This window comes from Streptomyces sp. NPDC030245 (assembly GCF_055572995.1).
Window position 1 is genome coordinate 24094 of sequence record NZ_JBVICF010000013.1, and the last position, 16557, is coordinate 40650.

The window sequence follows — 16557 nt, forward strand, 5'->3', positions numbered from 1 at the left end:
GTGGGCAGGAGGCAGGGGGCTCAGGTGCGGGGGTGCCGGCCGGGACCCTGGTCGTTGGGGGCGAGCTTGCTGGGCGACAGGTCCGTGGGGTCCTCGCCGGGTTCCAGCAGGGTGTTGGCCGGGCCGATGATCAGCGGGTCGGCCTTCCCCACGGCCTCCGTGTCCTTGGCCTCGTAGTCGACCCGCAGCAGCAGATGGCGCATGGCTTCGAGGCGGCCGCGCCGCTTGTCGTTGGTCTTCACGACGGTCCAGGGGGCGTGCGCGGTGTCCGTGGCCCGGAACATCTCGACCTTCGCGTACGTGTAGGCGTCCCACAGGTCCAGGGAGGCCACGTCGGTGGAGGACAGCTTCCACTGGCGCACCGGGTCGACCTGCCGGATCGCGAACCGGGTCCGCTGCTCGGCCCGTGAGACGGAGAACCAGAACTTGACGAGGATGATGCCGTCATCGGTGATCATCTTCTCGAACAGCGGAGCCTGCTCCAGGAAGTGCCGGTGCTGTTCGGGCGTGCAGAACCCCATCACCGGCTCGACGCCGGCGCGGTTGTACCAGGACCGGTCGAAGAAGACGATCTCGCCCGCCGTCGGCAGCTGGGCGACGTACCGCTGGAAGTACCACTGGCCCGCCTCGTGCCCGTTCGGCTTGTCCAGCGCCACGGTCCGCGCGCCGCGCGGGTTCAGGCGCTCGGTGAAACGTTTGATCGTGCCGCCCTTGCCCGCCGCGTCGCGCCCCTCGCACAGCACCACGATGCGCATGCCCCGGTCGCGCACCGACTTCTGCAGTTTCAGCAGCTCGATCTGGAGGATCCGCTTGCGCCGCTCGTACGCCCGGCGGCCCAGCTTCTGCGTGTACGGGTAGTTCTCCCGCCACGTCTGAAGGGGCTGCCCCTGCTCGTCGAGGAGCACCGGGCGTTCCGGGCGGGCCTCGTCCACCGAAAGGCCCTTGAGCAGATCCTCGCCGTTCTCACCGGTCGGCACTACGCGGCCACCTCTCCCTCGAAAGTCCCTCGACGCCTCAGTCGACAGCCTGCCCCGAGGATCGCGACTCAGCACCCGCGCCCGGTGACCGGGGAAAAAATGGCAGGACGGCGCCACGGCCCGTTGGTACCTTGCGGATCATGAAGTCCGTAAGTGAGCACGAGATCCGCGCGTCCTTTGTGAACTGTTCGAAGGGCGAGGCCCGCAGACTCACCCTCCCGGCGGACTTCGCCGACACCCCCTGGTCCGACCTGGACTTTCTCGGCTGGCGGGACCCCAAGGCGCCCGAGCGCGGCTATGTCGTGACGTGGCGGGACGACCGACCCGTGGGCATCGCCCTGCGCGCCTCCACCGGGGCGCGCAAGAGCATGCTCAAGTCCAGCATCTGCTCGGTCTGCGTGACGCCGCAGTCCGGCTCCGGCATCACGCTGCTCGTGGCCCCGAAGGTGGGCGCGGCGGGCCGCCAGGGCAACTCCGTCGGCCTGTACATCTGCGCGGACCTGGCCTGCTCCCTCTACGTACGGGGGAAGAAGACCACGGCGCAGGGCCGCCGCCGCCTGGAGGAGAGCCTCACGCCGCAGGAGCAGAACGCGCGGACCATGCGGAACCTCAACGGTTTCCTGGATCAGGTCCTCGACGGCTGACCGGGGCCCGACAGGAGCTGACACTCAGGGCGCGTGCGGGCCGACGTCCGCCGCCGTGAGGGGGCGGCGCAGCGGTGCCGCCGTCGCGTACTCGTCGGCGCCGATGTCCCGGGTGCCGCCGCGCGGGTCGCCGTCGATGTCGTCGGTCACGGCGGGGCTGCCCAGCGTGGCCCTGCCGATCGCCGCGCTGCCCGCCGAGAGGCGGAACACGCCGTCGGGCCCGCGCCGGAGCTTCGGGTCGGCCCGGCTGAAGCCGCCCGCCGGAATGTTGCCGTTGGCTGCGGCGCCCCACAGGAGGTTGCTCCGCCAGGTGAAGCCGGTGGTCTTCTCCATCGCGACCAGCTCTCCGGAGTCGCCCACCAGGAGGTTGTCGGCGACGACCACCTTCTGGGGTTCGTAGGCGCGGTTCTCTCCGGAGACGGTCTGGGCGTTGCCGTAGAGGGTGTTGTGGACGATCACCGCGCGGTCGCAGGCGTCGTTGCCGCGCCGCTCGTCGGACGTCTCGCCGGAGTGGTGGTCGCGAGTGCTGCCGCTGCCGATGACCAGCGCCCGGCCGGACAGGCCCGCCACGTAGTTGTTGACGATCAGGTGGTCGTTGCCGTAGAGGCGCAGGCCCTCCTTGCCGTCGAGCAGGTAGTTGCTCTCGACCCGGGTGCGGTTGCCGTGGCGCAGGACGATGCCGCCGACGCTGTCGCGGATGGTGTTGAAGCGGACGGTGTTGTCGGACGACTTCACCGAGATGGCCTCGGGGTCGCCGTCGCACCGTTCGAAGAGGTTGTACTCGACGACGGCGCGGGCGCCGGACAGGGCGCGGGGGCTGACGCCGAGGCGGATCGGCTCACCGCCGTTGTCGCCGGCGAAGGTGTGGTCGGAGAAATGGTTCCGGAGGATGTGCACGCGCTGGGCCATGGCGGTGCTGCCCGCTCCCTCGACGCCGAGGAAGACACCGAGGGTGGTCTTGCCGTGGAAGTGGTTGCGGTCGACCTTGGTGTCGTCGGCGCGCACCATCACCCAGTGCAGGCCCTCGATGTCGGCGAGCTGGAAGTCGTTGCGGGTCAGCCGGATGCGCGAGCAGTTCGCCGGTATCTCCAGGGTGGTGCTCTGGCGGAACGCGAAGCCGGTGACGGTGATGTTGCTGGAGCCGCTGAGGACGAAGCCGCGCTCGCCGCGCAGGACGGCGCCGCCCCGGGAGGCCGAGGCGATGGTGATGGGCGCCTCCTGCGTGCCGTGTTTGCCCGTCACGTCGATGGAGCCGCCCGGCGGCACGGTGTAGGTGCCGTCCGCGAGGACGATCCGGTCGCCGGGGACCGCGCTGTCGATGGCTCTCTGGAGGTCGGTCAGGGAGCTGACGGTGGCGGTCGCCGTGGGTTCGGCGGCGCCCGCGGTGCGCAGGGTGGCGAGCGGCGCGGCGGCGAGTGCCGCTCCGGCGGCGGTGCCGGTGAGGAAGGTGCGGCGTTGCATGGTGCCTCCAGGGGGGCGGGGGGGGTGGGAGGGGTGTCAGCCGTCGGTGGATGTGTCCGTGTCCAGGAAGAGTTCGATGACGGGGACGGGCGTGTCCGGGCGGCGCACGGGGAGCTGGAGGGTGAGGGTGCCCGCGGGCTGTCCGCCCATCTCGGTGTTGAGGGCGGGCTGTCCGGGGGCGATCTCGACGCGGGGGATCTCGGACGCGTCATTGAGGAGCTGGGCGTAGCGGACGCGGCCGGCGAGTCCTGGCAGGTGCAGATGGCGCAGCGGCCAGGCGAAGAGGTGGACATAGAGCCGGTCGCCGCGCAGGGTGTAGCGGCAGTCGGCGGGGGCGGTGTACGGGGCGGGGCCGCAGCCGCGGACCGACCTCTCGTGCAGGTCCATCCAGTGGCCGAGCTCGCCGAGGACGGCGACGGCGTGCGGGTCGAGGTCGCCGCGGCCGGTGGGGCCGACGTTGAGCAGCAGGTTGCCGCCCTTGGAGACGCCGTCGACGAGCATGCGGATCAACAGGTCGGCGCTCTTGTGGTCGTGGTTGTCGCGGTCGTAGCCCCAGCTGCCGTTGAGGGTCTGGCAGGCCTCCCAGACGACGGGCTTGCCGTCCTTCGTCATGGGCCCTGCGGGCTGGTACTGCTCGGGGGTGACGAAGTCGCCGGGCAGGCCGGTCCTGTCGTTGACGAGGACGTGCGGCTGGAGCTCGCGGATCAGCTCCATCAGTCGCGGCGCGTCCCAGTCGTCGGGCCCCTTCCCGCCCCACCAGTGCCGGCCGGCGTAGGAGAAGTCGAAGAAGAGGTAGTCGACGCGGCCGAAGCCGGTCAGCAGCTCGCGGACCTGGCCGTGCAGATAGCGCCGGTAGTCGCGGATGTCGCGGTCGGCGTGGGCGGCCTTGAACTCCTCGTCGTCGCGCTGGGGGTGGGTGCCGTCGACGGGGAACGACGGGTGGTGCCAGTCGATCAGTGAGTAGTAGAAGCCGACCTTGAGCCCCTCGGCGCGGCACGCCTCGACGAAGGGGGTGAGGAGGTCGCGGCCGTACGGGGTCCGGGTGGCCTTGTAGTCGGTGAGGGCGCTGTCCCACAGGCAGAAGCCGTCGTGGTGCTTGGTGGTCAGGACGACGTAGCGCATGCCGGCGGCCTTCGCCGTCCTCGCCCACCGCACCGGTTCGTAGCGGTCGGGGTCGAAGTGGTCGAAGTAGACCTGGTACTGCTCGTCGGTCTGCTTCTCCCGGTTCTTGACCCACTCGTGGCGGGCGGCGAGGGAGTACAGGCCCCAGTGGACGAACATCCCGAACCGGTCGGTGGTGAACCAGGTGGTGTCGGGGGCGACGGTCGGGGTCACGGGGTGGCGCTCCTTGGGGTCGACGGTTGGGGGCGGGGGTGACGGGTCAGCCCTTCAGGGCGCCGGAGGACAGCCCCGACACGAAGGAACGCTGGAAGAAGAGGAAGACGATCACGGAGGGGAGCAGGGCGAGCAGCGAGGCCGCGAGGACCACTCCGGGGGTGACGTCGGGGTCGATGCGCAGGGTGCGCAGCGCCAGCGGGAGCGTGTAGGAGGAGGAGTCGGTGGCGACGAGGAGGGGCAGCAGGTACTGGTCCCAGATCATCGTGAAGCCGAAGACCCCGATGACGCCCAGCGCCGGTTTGCACATGGGCAGGATGATCTGGGCGAAGATGCGCAGGTCACCGGCGCCGTCGATGCGGGCGGCCTCTTCGAGTTCCCTGGGCACGTCCTTCATGAACTCGGTCATGACCAGGATGGAGAAGCCCCAGGCGCCCAGCGGGACGATCATGCCGGCGAGGGTGCCGATGAGGTTGAAGTGGACGACCGGCAGATCGGCGAGGATCAGGGAGAGCGGCAGGGCGAGGATCTCCTCGGGCAGCATCAGCGTGGCCAGGATCGCCACGAGGGCGATGGTCATGCCGGGGAAGACCTTCCTGGCCAGCGCGTAGCCGGCCAGGACGGAGACGGCCACCTGGAGCAGCAGGCCGAAGCCGACCACGAAGAACGAGTTCAGGAGATACGTCAGGACGCCCTGGTCGAAGGCGATCCTGAAGTTGTCCAGGGTGGCGCCGGAGGGGATGACGCTCAGCTGCGTCGGGTCCTTGACCTTGCTGAAGGCGCTGACCAGCAGGGCGAGGAGCGGCCCCGCGAAGACGATCAGCACCAGGAGGTAGGTGACCGCCTTCAGGAGGCGGCCGCCCGGGCTCCTGCTCTCGGTGAGGCCGAGCGCGGTCTCGGTCGGCGCGTTCATCTGCTCTCCCTGCGGCGCACGAGGTGGACGACGATCGTGAGGACCAGCGTGGTGAGGAACAGCAGGACGGCTCCCGCCGCTCCGACGCCGAGCCGGTTCTGTTCGAGGCCGAGCTTGTAGATGAGGGTCATCACGACCTCGGTGGAGCCGTCGGGGCCTCCGTTGGTGAGCAGGAAGACCTCGGTGAACACCCGCAGGCCGCGGATCGCGGCGAGGATGAACAGAATCGAGAAGACCGACCGCAGTCCGGGCACCGTCACGTGCCGCACCCGCTGGAACCGGGAGGCGCCGTCGACCTTCGCGGCCTCGTACAGGCCGCGGTCGACGCTCGCGAGCCCGGCGAGGAAGATCATCATGTCGTAGGGGGCGCCCCGCCAGACGCCGGTGACCATGATGGACACGAGTGAGGCGTCGGGGTCGTTGATGAACCCCGACGGGCCGAACCCGACGAGGCCGAGCAGGGAGTTGACCATGCCGTCGCCGGTGGGGTGGTACATGATCCGCCACAGTTCGGCGACGACGGCGATCGGCACCACGACCGGCAGGAACGCCGCGGAGCGCACGAATCCCAGGCGGCGCCCCTGCCCCTCCATGAGCAGGGCGAGGACCAGTCCGAGGAGCATCGAGCCCGCCGTCTGCCCGGCGGCCAGGACGACGGTGTGCCAGGCGGCCTCGCGGAACCCCGCGGAGCCGAGGACGGTCGCGTAGTTCTCCGTGCCCACCCACTTGTTGCCGAGGTAGGGCTGGACCTCCTGGAAGGACATGGTCAGCGCGTTGGCCATGGGGATGAACTTGAAGTACAGGAAGAGGAGCAGCGCCGGGGCGAGGAAGAGCCAGGGCGTCCACCACCGGCCGGCGCGGCGGCCGCGTCCCCGGCGGGCGGCCGCGGCCCCGCCGCCCGTCCGCCCCTTCGGTCCCGCCGCGGTCCCTGGCCCGGGGTGCGGGGCGTGTTCGACCTGGTCGAGGCTCATGACGCGGCGATTCCCTGTTCCTGGAGGATGCCCGCGAGCTTCTTGTCGAGGTCGCGGAGCTCGCCGCGGGTGTCCAGGCCGCAGTCGGCCATCAGCGCGTTGACGGTCTCCGCGGTGGCCTGGCGCACCGCGGTCCAGTTCGGGACGGCGGGGGCGTACCGGCCGGAGGAGCGGTAGATCTCGTCGTACGTCTTCCAGCGCGGGTCCGGGCGGACCTTGGAGACGTCCACCGTTTTATTGACGGGCAGTTGGACGGTGAAGCCGGTCTCGCCGCGCATTCCGGTGCGCTGCCCCTCGGGGGAGACGGCGAAGTCGGCGAAGGCGTCCTGGCCCGCCCGGTTCTCGGAGCCCGCCATCAGGTAGACGGTGCCGCCCTCGGCGAGGACGGTGGCGTCCTTCGGGCCCTTCGGCATCGGCACGACCTCGTACTTGTCCTTGCCGAGGACCTCGTCGAAGCGGGGCAGCAGGTAGGGGCCGACGGCGAACATGCCGGTGCGGCCGGCCTCGAACGTCTCGTTCGTGGGCGGGGTGTCCATGGTGACCGCGCCGGGCTGGACGGCCTTGGCCGCGCAGCCGAGGTCGCGGAACCACTGCATGGCCCCGACCGACTCCTTGGTGCTCATCACGGGCCTGTACTTGCCGTCGCCGGCCTCGGTGATGAAGTCGCCGCCCGCGGCCCAGAGGAAGTTGGAGAAGTACCAGGAGGCGTAGCCGCGCTTGGTGGAGAGCGGGGCGGCGAGGCCGAAGGTGTTCTTCTTGCCGTCGCCGTCCGGGTCCTTCGTGGTGAAGGCCTTGGCCATGGCGGCGAAGTCGTCCCAGTCCTCGGGGACGCCGAGCTTCAGCTTCTCGCGCCAGTCCTTGCGGATGAGCAGCCCGGTGGCCTGCGCGGAGTACGGCAGGCCGTACTGCTTGCCGTCGACGCCCTTGCCGGAGTCGAGCCCCTGGGCGACGAGCTGCCGGCTGTGCTTGATCTTGTCCAGGTCGATCTCGCGCAGCAGCCCCTGGCTGTGCATGGCGCCGAGCTGTGTCACGTCGTTCATGACGATGTCGGGGAGGTCGCGCTGTGCGGCCCGCTGCTGAAGTTTGGTCTCGAAGTCGTCGAAGATGGCGGTGACTTCGACCCGGTGGCCGGTGGCCTTCTCGAAGGCGGCGGCGAGCGCGAGCGTGCCCTTCTCGCCGGGGCCGCCGGGTGTCGTCCTGGTCCACAGTTCGAGGGGCGCCTTGGAGTCCTGCTCGACGTCCGCTCCCGCGGGACCTGATGTACAGCTGGTGAGGATCAGTGCCGACGCGAGGAAACCCGCACCGATCCACCGCGATCTCTGCATCGCAACTCCCGTTCCACCGCGTCACAACCGCCTTTAGCAAGCGCTTGCCGGGGGACGCTAACGGGCGTCAAATCCTGGGTCAATACTCCGATGAATACGAGATTTCTTGAGCAGCGTCAGGGTGATCCGGCTCTACGCCCACCGAGGTGCCGCCGCCCGGACCCGCACCTCTGCGCAGGGGTGAGCCGCGCGGGGCCGCCGACCCTCGAACAATTCCCCTCCATGGGTGGACACTTGAGTCATCCGATGTATCGTCTCCTCCAGCAGTTCGGTCGAAATGTCGAACACGAGGAGCGTCATCGACATGGACGAGGCGGTACACCGGCCGACGGCCCTGCTGGTCATGGAGGAGGAGCGGCGGGCGGACGTCTATCCGGCCGAGGTGCTCGCCGGCCTCGACCGGCTCGTGGACCGCGTACGCCCCTCCCTCACTCGTGACCAGCTCGACGAGCACCCCGACGTCCTGTGCCGCGCCGAGATCCTGCTCACCGGCTGGGGCGCCCCCGTCCTCGACGCGGCCTTCCTGTCGCGGGCGCCCGCGCTGCGGGCCGTCCTCGTCGCCGCGGGGTCCGTACGGCACCTGACCACGCCCGCCTTCTGGGCGCGCGGCATACCGATCGTCTCGGCGGCCGCGGCCAACGCGGTGCCGGTGGCGGAGTTCACCCTCGCCCAGGTCCTCCTCGGCCTGAAGCAGACCCACCGCATCGGCCGCGAGGTGACCCGGAACCGCAGCTTCCCCCACAACCCCGCGGTTCCGGGTGCCTACCGGTCACGTGTGGGTCTGCTGGGGCTGGGCCACATCGGCCGGCTCGTCGCGGCGCACCTCGGCCGCTTCGACGTCGAGGTCCTCGCGACGGACCCCCTCGCCTCCGCCGACACCGCGCGGGAGGCGGGAGTACGGCTCGTCGGCGTCGAGGAGCTCTTCGCCACCTGCCACGTCGTGAGTCTGCACGCGCCTCTCCTGCCCGAGACCCGCGGCGTCGTCGGAGCGCGCCTGCTGGCCTCCCTGCCGACCGGCGCGACGCTGGTCAACACGGCCAGGGGCGCGCTCGTCGACGAGGGCGCGCTGACGGACGTCCTGCGCGCGAGGCCCGACCTCACGGCCGTGCTCGACGTCACGCATCCCGAGCCCCCGGCCCCCGACTCGCCCCTCTACGACCTGCCCAACACCGTCCTGACCCCGCACCTCGCCGGCGCGCTCGGCGCCGAACGCCACCGCCTCGGCCACCTCGTCCTCGACGAACTCGACCGCTTCCTCCGCGGCCGCCCCCTCCAGCACGCCATCGACCCCGAACGGGCCGCGACCCTCGCCTGAAAGCGGCCGACGCAGCCCTAGCTCGCGCGGGGGTCGACCATCTGGAGGGTGAGCGTGTCCGAGGGCTCGGCGAGGCCCGGGCCGCCCGCGGCGGCCCAGGCGAGTATGCCGTCGAGCGACTCGTCGTCCGTGACGAAGCCGACCCAGGCGGCCCGGCCGCCCCGCCTGCGCCCCTCGGAGGAGGGCTGGACCACGACGATGTTGGCCTGGCCGCACGGGCCGAGGCAGTCGCTCGTGCGCACCGCGAACCGGCCGCGCGAGGCCGCCGCCGCGGAGCGCAGCCGCTCCAGCTGCCAGGCGTGGTCGATGCCGGGGTTCTTGCGCGGGTCGCCGCAGCAGCAGCCCCGGCACACGACGAGCGTGCAGGGGCGGCGGGCGGCGGCACCGATGGAGACGACGGGACTCATGTCGTGATCATCTCAGGTGTGGGCGGCTGGGGTGTGGCCAGCTCGTATGTGGTCAGCTCAGGTACGCGAGGCCGGGGTGCACCTCTCGGTAGCCGTCCACCAGGCGACGCGCGACGGTCACGGAGTCGACGAGCGGGTGCAGCGCGAACGCCTTGACGGCGGTGGCCGCCGAACCGCTGTCCACCGCTGCGAGCACCTCGCGCTCGACCGCCTTGACCGCGCAGACCAGGCCGGTGGCGTGGCCGGGCAGCGGGGCCACCGACATGGGGTGGGCGCCGTTGGCGTCGACGGAGCAGGGCACCTCGATCACGGCGTCCGCGTCCAGCGCGGCCAGGGTCGTGCCGTTGCGGACGTTGAGGATCAGCGTCGACCGCTCGTCGCGCGCGATGGCCCGCATCAGCGCGAGGGCGACCTTCTCGTACCCGCCGGACTCCAGGTCCTCCTCGGCCCGCTCCCCCACGCCCGCCGCTTCCCTGTTCTCCGCCATGTACGCCGCCTCACGCTCGGCGAGGGTGTCGCGCCAGGCCTTGAGGGCGGGGGTCCCGGGGTGCCGCATGTCGGCGTAGAAGCGGGCCTGTTGGTGGTGGAGGAAGGCGCCGCGGGTCCGCTCGGCCTGCTGGTAGGCGCGCACGGTGTCGCGGTTGAAGTAGTAGTAGTGCAGGTATTCGTTGGGAATCATGCCGAGCGACTGGAGCCAGTCGGGGCCGAACAGCCTGCCCTGCTCGAAGGAGACGAGGAGTGCGGGGTCGGCGAGCAGCCGCGGCAGTTCGTCGCGGCCCGCGATGTGCAGCCCGCGCAGCCAGCCCAGGTGGTTGAGGCCCACGTAGTCGATGAAGGCATCGTCGGGGTTGCCGCCGAGCACCTGCGCGACCCTGCGGCCGAGCCCCACGGGCGAGTCGCAGATGCCGATGACGCGGCCGCCGAGGTGGCGGGACATGGCCTCGGTGACCAGCCCTGCGGGGTTGGTGAAGTTGATGACCCAGGCGTCGGGGGCGAGCCGGGCGACGCGGCGCGCGATGTCGAGGGCGACGGGCACGGTGCGCAGGCCGTACGCGATGCCGCCCGCGCCGACCGTCTCCTGCCCGAGCACACCCTCGGCGAGGGCGACGCGTTCGTCGGCGGCGCGTCCCTCCAGGCCGCCGACGCGGATGGCGGAGAAGACGAAGTCGGCGCCGCGCAGCGCCTCGTCGAGGTCGGTGGTGGCGGTCACGGAGGGCGCGTCCGGGACACCGGCCGCCTGGTCGGCGAGGACACGGGCGACGGCGTCGAGCCGGGCCGCGTCGAGGTCGTGCAGGACGACGTCGGTGACGCGGCCCTCGGCACGGTCGCCGAGGAGAGCTCCGTAGACGAGCGGCACACGGAACCCGCCCCCGCCGAGAATTGCCAGCTTCACGTCTGAACCGCCTTCTGTCGGACCGTTATCACCGGTGCTCACGTTACGTACGATGACGCGGCAGCGTTCCGACCCCCCACGGAGGTAGCGCCCCGATGACCCTTTGGAAGGCATCAACCGCCCTGCTCGGCACCGTCGCCCTGGCGGTGATGACGGGCGGCGCCGCCTCGGCCGCGCCCGCCTCGCCCGGCGGCTGGCAGGAGTCCGGCACCTCGCACGTCAACTCCCTCACCGGCAGCCAGGGCCTGGCGAGCCGCGCCGACGGCAGTCTCCTGTACCGCGGCCTCGGCTCGATACCCCTCGATCTGCGGGCCAAGGGCTGGGGGCACATAGGCGACCCGGACATCGCGAACGGCCACACCTTCGACGCCTACCAGGGCGGCGACAGCGCGGCGTCGAAGATGTTCGCGGTCACGACGCCGGCCGGGAAGCGTTACCTGTACGAGCACCCGCTCGACGCGGGCGAGAAGCTCAACAACTCCTTCGCGGCCGTCTCGCCCGACGCGCGGTGGCTGGTCTCCGGCGAGTGGGGCGACCAGCACCGCCTCCAGGTGTTCCCCGCCCCGCTCCTCAACCCGTCGACCCCGCCCACCGGCGGCGCGCTCCCCCAGGCCGGGCAGATCACGCTCGACAAGCCGGTGCGGGACATCCAGGGCTGCGACTTCGCGTCCGACACACGCCTGGTGTGCGCCTCCAACGACGCGTCCAAGGAGCTGTTCCCCGAGGACCGGCCGGCCCTCCAGGTCGATCTGGAGCGCCCGCTCGACGGGCGGCCCGTGACCGGCCGCGTCACGAGCCTCTTCGCGGCGCCGCAGCGCAGCGTCTGCTCCGGCACGTTCGAGACGGAGGGCGTCGACTACGACGCCGCGCGCCGCACCCTGCGCGTCGAGGTGGTGCCGCCCGTGCCGTGTCTGGTGACGACGGCGGTGTACGCGTACCGGCCGACCACGGGCTGACGCCGGGGCCGGTGTCCGGCTGACGGACGGTACGTGTGGGGCGGCACCACCTGGGGGAAGGTCGTGATCATGACACAGCACGACCAGCAGGTGGCCGCCCCCGTCCCCGCCCCCGAGCGGCGCCCGATCCGGCAGTTGCTCGCCGCGTCGGTCGGCAACGCCGTGGAGTGGTACGACTGGTACGCGTACACCTTCCTCGCCACCTACATCGCCGGCCAGGCCTTCCCCAAGGGTTCCGGCAACTCCCTCGTCCCGCTGCTCTCCACGTTCGCCGTCTTCGCGGTGGGCTTCTTCATGCGGCCCGTCGGCGGGCTGCTGATGGGGCGCGGTCGCCGACCGGCGGGGCAGACGGGCGGCGCTGACCGTCACGATCCTGCTGATGGGCGGCAGCAGTCTGCTGGTCGGCCTGACCCCGACGTACGCGGCCGTGGGCGTGGTCTCGCCGGTCGTGCTGGTGCTGGCCCGGCTGCTCCAAGGGCTCTCCGTGGGCGGGGAGTTCGCCGCGTCGACGACGTTCCTCGTCGAGTCGGCGGGCCCGGGGCGGCGCGGTCTCTTCTCCAGTTTCCAGTACGTCTCCACGAGCATCGGGCAGCTCGCGGCGTCCGGCGTCGCCGCCCTCCTCGTCGCCACGCTCTCCGACGGGCAGATGGACGGCTGGGGCTGGCGGCTGCCCTTCTTCATCGGGGCGGCGCTGAGCCTGGTCGGCTTCTGGATCAGGCAGGGCGCGCACGAAACGCACCGGGCGCCCGCCGGAGAAGGCGCCCGGCCGGGGCTGTTCGACGCGCTGCGGCACCATCCGCGCCAGTCCCTGCTGATCTGCGGCATCACCGCGGGCGGCACCCTCGCCTACTACACCTGGACGTCGTACCTGCCCACGTACGCCGAGCTGAACACCGACATCAGCAAGGGTCAGGCGCTCCTCGCGGGCACGCTCTCCCTCGCCTTCTTCACCGTGCTCCAGCCGGTGGGCGGGCTGCTCTCCGACCGGTTCGGGCGCAGGCCACTGCTGCTGTTCTTCGGCGTCGGCTTCGCCGTGCTGAGCGTGCCGCTCCTCAAGTCCCTGACGGGGTCGTTCGGTTCGCTGCTGCTCGTGCAGTGCGCCGGCATGGTGCTCCTGACCGGCTTCACGTCGATCTCCGCGGCCGTGAACGCGGAGGTGTTCCCGGCGCGGGTGCGGGCGGCCGGGATCGGTTTTCCGTACTCGCTGACCGTCGCGGTGTTCGGGGGCACGGCCCCGTACATGGGCACCCTGTTCAAGGAGATCGGGTCCCCCGGGCTGTTTCCCGTGTACGTGGCCGTGCTGTGTGTCGCTTCGTCAGCCGTCTATCTCCGGCTTCCGGAAACCGCGCACACGCCTCTCGAACGGTGACTCCCCCTAGGGAGTCTTCGGTACCTCGGCGATCGAGCGGCCCGCCCACTGCGGCGCCGGTTCCGTCAGGGCGACGAGGCGCTCGCGGATCTGGTCCGGGAACGGGGTGGCCCGGCCCGCGGCCTGGTCGACGTGGAGTGCGAGCAGCTCCGTGGTGGCCACGGGCGTCGCGTCCGGGGCGGGCTCCGCGCCCTCGGCCCCGACCACGTACATCTCGTGCGTGAACCGCGCCTTCTTGGCGTCCGCACCCAAGATCCTTGTGCGGACGGCGAGATGGGAGTCCTCGGAGACGTCGTCGAGGTACCGCACGTGCGCCTCGACCGTGTAGAGGGAGCAGCCGGTGGACTCGCGGTAGCCGGCGTGCAGGCCCGTCTCGATCATCATGGCGTCGGTGGCGTAGCCGAAGACGAGGACGTAGAAGGCCTCGCTCATGTGGCCGTTGTAGTCGATCCACTCGGGGCGCACCGTCCGGTGGAAGAGCGGCAGGGGCTCGGTCACTCGGTGCCTCCCGGGAGCCGGCCCGTGGCGCGCAGGACGTCGATGACGCCCTGGTCCCGCTCGGCGACGAGGTCCGCGATGGTGCGGCCGTTCGCCGCCTCGTCGCACCCGGCGACCACGGCGTCGTACAGCTTCTTGTCGAGCTCGGGCGCTTCGAGGCGCGTCCACGGCGACTTCAGGGAGGGGCCGAAGTGGTCGAGCATGTGGGCCATGCCGCCCTCGCCGCCCGCGAGCGCGAAGGTGAGCATGGGGCCCATGAACGCCCAGCGCAGTCCGGGGCCCTCGGTGATGGAGTCGTCGATCTCCTGGACCGTGGCCTCACCGTTGGCGACCATGTGCAGCGCCTCGCGCCACAGGGCTTCCTGGAGGCGGTTGGCGATGAAGCCGGGCACCTCGCTCTTCATCGTGATGACGGATTTGCCCGCGACCTCGTAGAACCGGGACGCCCAGGCCACGGCGTCTGCGTCGGTTCGCTCGCCGCCGACGACCTCGACGAGGGGGATCAGGTACGGCGGGTTGAAGGGGTGCCCGACGACGAGGCGGCCCGGTGTGGCGGCCTCGGTCTGCATGTCGGTCATCGGATAGCCGGAGGTGGAGGAGGCGATGACGACGCCGGCGGGGGCGGCGGCGTCCACCTGCGCGAGGAGCGCACGCTTGAGCTCCAGCTTCTCGGGAGCGCTCTCCTGCACGAACTGGGCGTCGGCGACGGCCTCTTCGAGGGTCGCGGCGACGGTGAGGCGGTCCCGCGACGCGCCGTCGGCGAGGCCGAGCTGGGTCAGCGCGGGCCAGGCGGCCTCGACCAGGCGGCGCAGCCGCTGCTCCGCGTCGGGGGCGGGGTCCCAGGCGGTGACGTCGTAGCCGCGGGCCAGGAAGTGGGCGACCCAGCCGCCGCCGATCACGCCGGCGCCTATGCAGGCGACGCGGCGGACGTTCTCGGGGGTGGTGTTGCTCATGGTGATGATGTCCTCTGCGGGGGGGGTGGGCGTCAGGACCGGGGCTTGAGGCCCAGCTTCTGCCGGGCCTCGTCCGGGGTGGCGACCCGGGAGCCCAGGTTCTCGGTGATCTGCACCGCACGCTCCACGAGCTGCGCGTTCGTCGCCTTGTTGCCCTTGCCGAGGTAGAGGTTGTCCTCCAGGCCGACGCGGACCTGGCCGCCGAGGAGGATGGACTGGGCGACCCACGGCATCTGCATGCGGCCGAGCGCGAAGCTGGCCCACTGGGCGCCTTCGGGCAGCATGTTGACCATGGACTGGAGGACGCCCGGGTCGGCCGGGGCGCCCCACGGGATGCCCATGCAGAGCTGGAAGACGGTGGGGTCGTCGAGCAGTCCTTCGGCGAGGAGCTGCTTGGCGAACCAGAGCTGGCCGGTGTCGAAGATCTCCAGCTCGGGGCGGACGCCGAGCTCCTGGATGCGCTTGGCGCCCTGCCGGAGCATGTCGGGGGTGGAGATGTAGAGGTTGCTGCCGTCGCCGAAGTTGAGGGAGCCGCAGTCCAGCGTGCAGATGTCGGGGAGCAGGTCCTCGACGTGCGGGAGGCGGTCGAGGCCGCTGACGAGGTCGGTGCCGGGGAGGTGCTTGAGGGGCTCGTCCGGGTCGATGACGAGGTCGCCGCCCATGCCCGCGGTCAGGTTGATGACGACGTCGGTGCCGGTCTCCTTGATGCGCTCGACGACCTCGCGGTACAGGCGCGGGTCGCGGGAGGGGGCGCCGGTCTCGGGGTCGCGGACGTGGATGTGCACGACGGCGGCGCCCGCCTCGGCGGCCTCGACCGCGGAGGCGGCTATCTGCTCGGGCGTGACGGGCACGTGCGGGCTCTTGCGCACGGTGTCGCCGGCGCCGGTCAGGGCGCAGGTGATGATGACGTTGTCGTTCACGGGCATGCGGAACTCTCCCTCGGGGGTGGGGTGTTGTGCAGGGGGGTGTACGCGGTCGTACGGGAGGTCAGTGCGCGGTGAGCGTGGCGTCGACGTAGGCGGTGAGCGCCTCGTGCATGGCGTCGGGGCCGGTGCCCGGCGCGTCGGGGCCGGAGGCGAGGACCTGCGTGGCGAGGCCGTCGATGAGGGCGGTCAGGCGCAGCGCGGCCGCCTCGGGGTCGGCGGGACGGAAGACGCCGTCGGCCATGCCGCGGCGCAGGACGTCGGCGACGGTGGTGCGCCACTGGCGGTAGTAGTCGGCGTGCAGGCGGCCCACGGCGGTGGAGCGGGCGGCCTCCGCCCACAGGTCGAGCCAGACGCCCCACTGCCAGCGCTGCTGCGGGGTGCGGGGGATCTGCAACTCGATGAGCTGGCGCAGTTCGTCGGCGGCGTCGGCGGCGTCCGCCACGCGGGCCGCCCGGCGCGCGGTGTCCTCGTCCATGCACCAGCGCACGGCGGCTTCGAGGAGGTCGTCGCGGCCGGGGAAGTGGTAGTGGATGGCGGCGGTGCTGGTGTCGCAGGCCGCCGCGATGTCCTGCACGCGCACGGCGTGGAAGCCGCGCTCCGCGATGAGGCGGACGGTCTCGCGGACGATCTGAAGGGGGCGGCCGCCCTCGGGCGCCACGGCGCGCTCGCGCCGGGCGGCGGGCTCCGGCGGCCGGGCGGCGCCGAGCAGCCAGCCCGCGTCGACCCCGCCGGTGTCCGCGATGCGGGCGAGCTCCGCGGCCGTGAAGCGCCGGGTGCCGCCCAGCGAGCGGGAGAGCTTGGAGGGGTCCATGACGATACGGCGGGCGAATTCGCGCTGGGTCACTCCGGCGTCGGCGATCACCTTGCGGACGCGGTCTGCCACCTCGGGGTCGTGCTGCATGGTCGGCGACCCTACCCGCGCGTTGCGGCGAACGCAATGCACAATCGCGTCCAGCGTCGCACCACTCCCCCATATCTCCAGCATTTGAAGAGACCCTGAGCAGGAATTGCGATCCTGACTGATGCATCAGTCATCGGTTCTTACGGACGCCGCACGGAGCCCTCCACGTACCGGCCCGGCGCGGGAACCAGGCGGCCGCGTGAGGCACTCTTC

The 16557-nt window shown here is 71.4% G+C and carries 15 protein-coding genes and 1 pseudogene; 4 read left to right on the forward strand and 12 right to left on the reverse strand.

The annotated features are described in order from the left end of the window. Positions 1-20 precede the first annotated feature (20 nt). Positions 21-977, reverse strand: a complete 957-nt coding sequence (gene ppk2, locus ACZ4Z4_RS30470) for a polyphosphate kinase 2 (protein ID WP_468334315.1) — start codon at positions 975-977, stop codon at positions 21-23. 140 nt (positions 978-1117) lie between these two features. On the opposite strand from ppk2, the gene ACZ4Z4_RS30475 reads away from it, so the two are divergent. Further along, entirely contained in the window at positions 1118-1621 is a 504-nt protein-coding gene (locus tag ACZ4Z4_RS30475; protein ID WP_468334318.1) for an FBP domain-containing protein, read from the forward strand. A gap of 24 nt (positions 1622-1645) precedes the next feature. Here the strand turns inward: ACZ4Z4_RS30475 and ACZ4Z4_RS30480 are convergent, their stop codons facing one another. From ACZ4Z4_RS30480 to ACZ4Z4_RS30500, 5 genes are read right to left on the reverse strand one after another with little or no spacing between them, the layout of a single operon-like run. Then, positions 1646-3082, reverse strand: a complete 1437-nt coding sequence (locus ACZ4Z4_RS30480; protein ID WP_468334321.1) for a polysaccharide lyase 6 family protein — start codon at positions 3080-3082, stop codon at positions 1646-1648. 36 nt (positions 3083-3118) lie between these two features. Beyond that, on the reverse strand, positions 3119-4417 hold the full coding sequence (locus ACZ4Z4_RS30485) for an alpha-L-fucosidase (RefSeq protein ID WP_468334324.1): 1299 nt from the start codon (positions 4415-4417) through the stop codon (positions 3119-3121). 46 nt (positions 4418-4463) lie between these two features. After that, entirely contained in the window at positions 4464-5330 is an 867-nt protein-coding gene (locus ACZ4Z4_RS30490) for a carbohydrate ABC transporter permease (protein WP_468334327.1), read from the reverse strand. Beyond that, positions 5327-6301, reverse strand: a complete 975-nt coding sequence (locus tag ACZ4Z4_RS30495; protein WP_468334329.1) for a carbohydrate ABC transporter permease — start codon at positions 6299-6301, stop codon at positions 5327-5329. Before ACZ4Z4_RS30495 ends, ACZ4Z4_RS30490 begins: the two co-directional genes overlap by 4 nt. Beyond that, on the reverse strand, positions 6298-7626 hold the full coding sequence (locus ACZ4Z4_RS30500; protein ID WP_468334331.1) for an ABC transporter substrate-binding protein: 1329 nt from the start codon (positions 7624-7626) through the stop codon (positions 6298-6300). The genes ACZ4Z4_RS30495 and ACZ4Z4_RS30500 overlap by 4 nt, the downstream gene beginning before the upstream one ends. Before the next feature lie 304 nt (positions 7627-7930). Between ACZ4Z4_RS30500 and ACZ4Z4_RS30505 the strand changes: the two genes are divergently transcribed. Further along, positions 7931-8941 carry a hydroxyacid dehydrogenase gene (locus ACZ4Z4_RS30505; RefSeq protein ID WP_468334334.1) on the forward strand — a complete coding sequence of 337 codons (1011 nt, stop codon included), beginning with the start codon at positions 7931-7933 and terminating at the stop codon, positions 8939-8941. Between the two features lie 17 nt (positions 8942-8958). Here ACZ4Z4_RS30505 and ACZ4Z4_RS30510 read toward each other — a convergent pair whose 3' ends face one another. Both ACZ4Z4_RS30510 and ACZ4Z4_RS30515 read right to left on the reverse strand, forming a co-directional pair. Next, positions 8959-9348, reverse strand: a complete 390-nt coding sequence (locus ACZ4Z4_RS30510; RefSeq protein WP_468334337.1) for a (2Fe-2S) ferredoxin domain-containing protein — start codon at positions 9346-9348, stop codon at positions 8959-8961. Between the two features lie 52 nt (positions 9349-9400). Further along, positions 9401-10741, reverse strand: coding sequence for a 6-phospho-beta-glucosidase (locus ACZ4Z4_RS30515; protein ID WP_468334339.1), 1341 nt, complete (start codon positions 10739-10741; stop codon positions 9401-9403). Positions 10742-10836: 95 nt separating this feature from the next. Between ACZ4Z4_RS30515 and ACZ4Z4_RS30520 the strand changes: the two genes are divergently transcribed. Both ACZ4Z4_RS30520 and ACZ4Z4_RS30525 read left to right on the forward strand, forming a co-directional pair. Continuing rightward, positions 10837-11697 (forward strand): hypothetical protein, encoded by an 861-nt coding sequence (locus tag ACZ4Z4_RS30520; protein WP_468334342.1) that lies wholly within the window; start codon positions 10837-10839, stop codon positions 11695-11697. A 69-nt stretch (positions 11698-11766) separates the two neighbouring features. Further along, a pseudogene (locus ACZ4Z4_RS30525) lies at positions 11767-13066 on the forward strand (MFS transporter). 6 nt (positions 13067-13072) lie between these two features. Here ACZ4Z4_RS30525 and ACZ4Z4_RS30530 read toward each other — a convergent pair. The 4 genes from ACZ4Z4_RS30530 to ACZ4Z4_RS30545 all read right to left on the reverse strand — a co-directional run bounded on the left by ACZ4Z4_RS30530 (position 13073) and on the right by ACZ4Z4_RS30545 (position 16344). After that, positions 13073-13564 (reverse strand): thioesterase family protein, encoded by a 492-nt coding sequence (locus ACZ4Z4_RS30530; protein ID WP_468334344.1) that lies wholly within the window; start codon positions 13562-13564, stop codon positions 13073-13075. Continuing rightward, positions 13561-14517 carry a 3-hydroxyacyl-CoA dehydrogenase NAD-binding domain-containing protein gene (locus ACZ4Z4_RS30535; protein ID WP_468334347.1) on the reverse strand — a complete coding sequence of 319 codons (957 nt, stop codon included), beginning with the start codon at positions 14515-14517 and terminating at the stop codon, positions 13561-13563. The genes ACZ4Z4_RS30530 and ACZ4Z4_RS30535 overlap by 4 nt, the downstream gene beginning before the upstream one ends. A gap of 32 nt (positions 14518-14549) precedes the next feature. After that, complete coding sequence (locus tag ACZ4Z4_RS30540) at positions 14550-15443, reverse strand: beta-keto acid cleavage family enzyme (RefSeq protein WP_468334350.1); 894 nt, start codon at positions 15441-15443, stop codon at positions 14550-14552. A 61-nt stretch (positions 15444-15504) separates the two neighbouring features. After that, the gene (locus ACZ4Z4_RS30545; protein WP_468334353.1) at positions 15505-16344 is read right to left on the reverse strand and encodes a TetR/AcrR family transcriptional regulator; all 840 of its coding nucleotides are present in this window, start codon (positions 16342-16344) and stop codon (positions 15505-15507) included. Between the last annotated feature and the right edge of the window lie 213 nt (positions 16345-16557).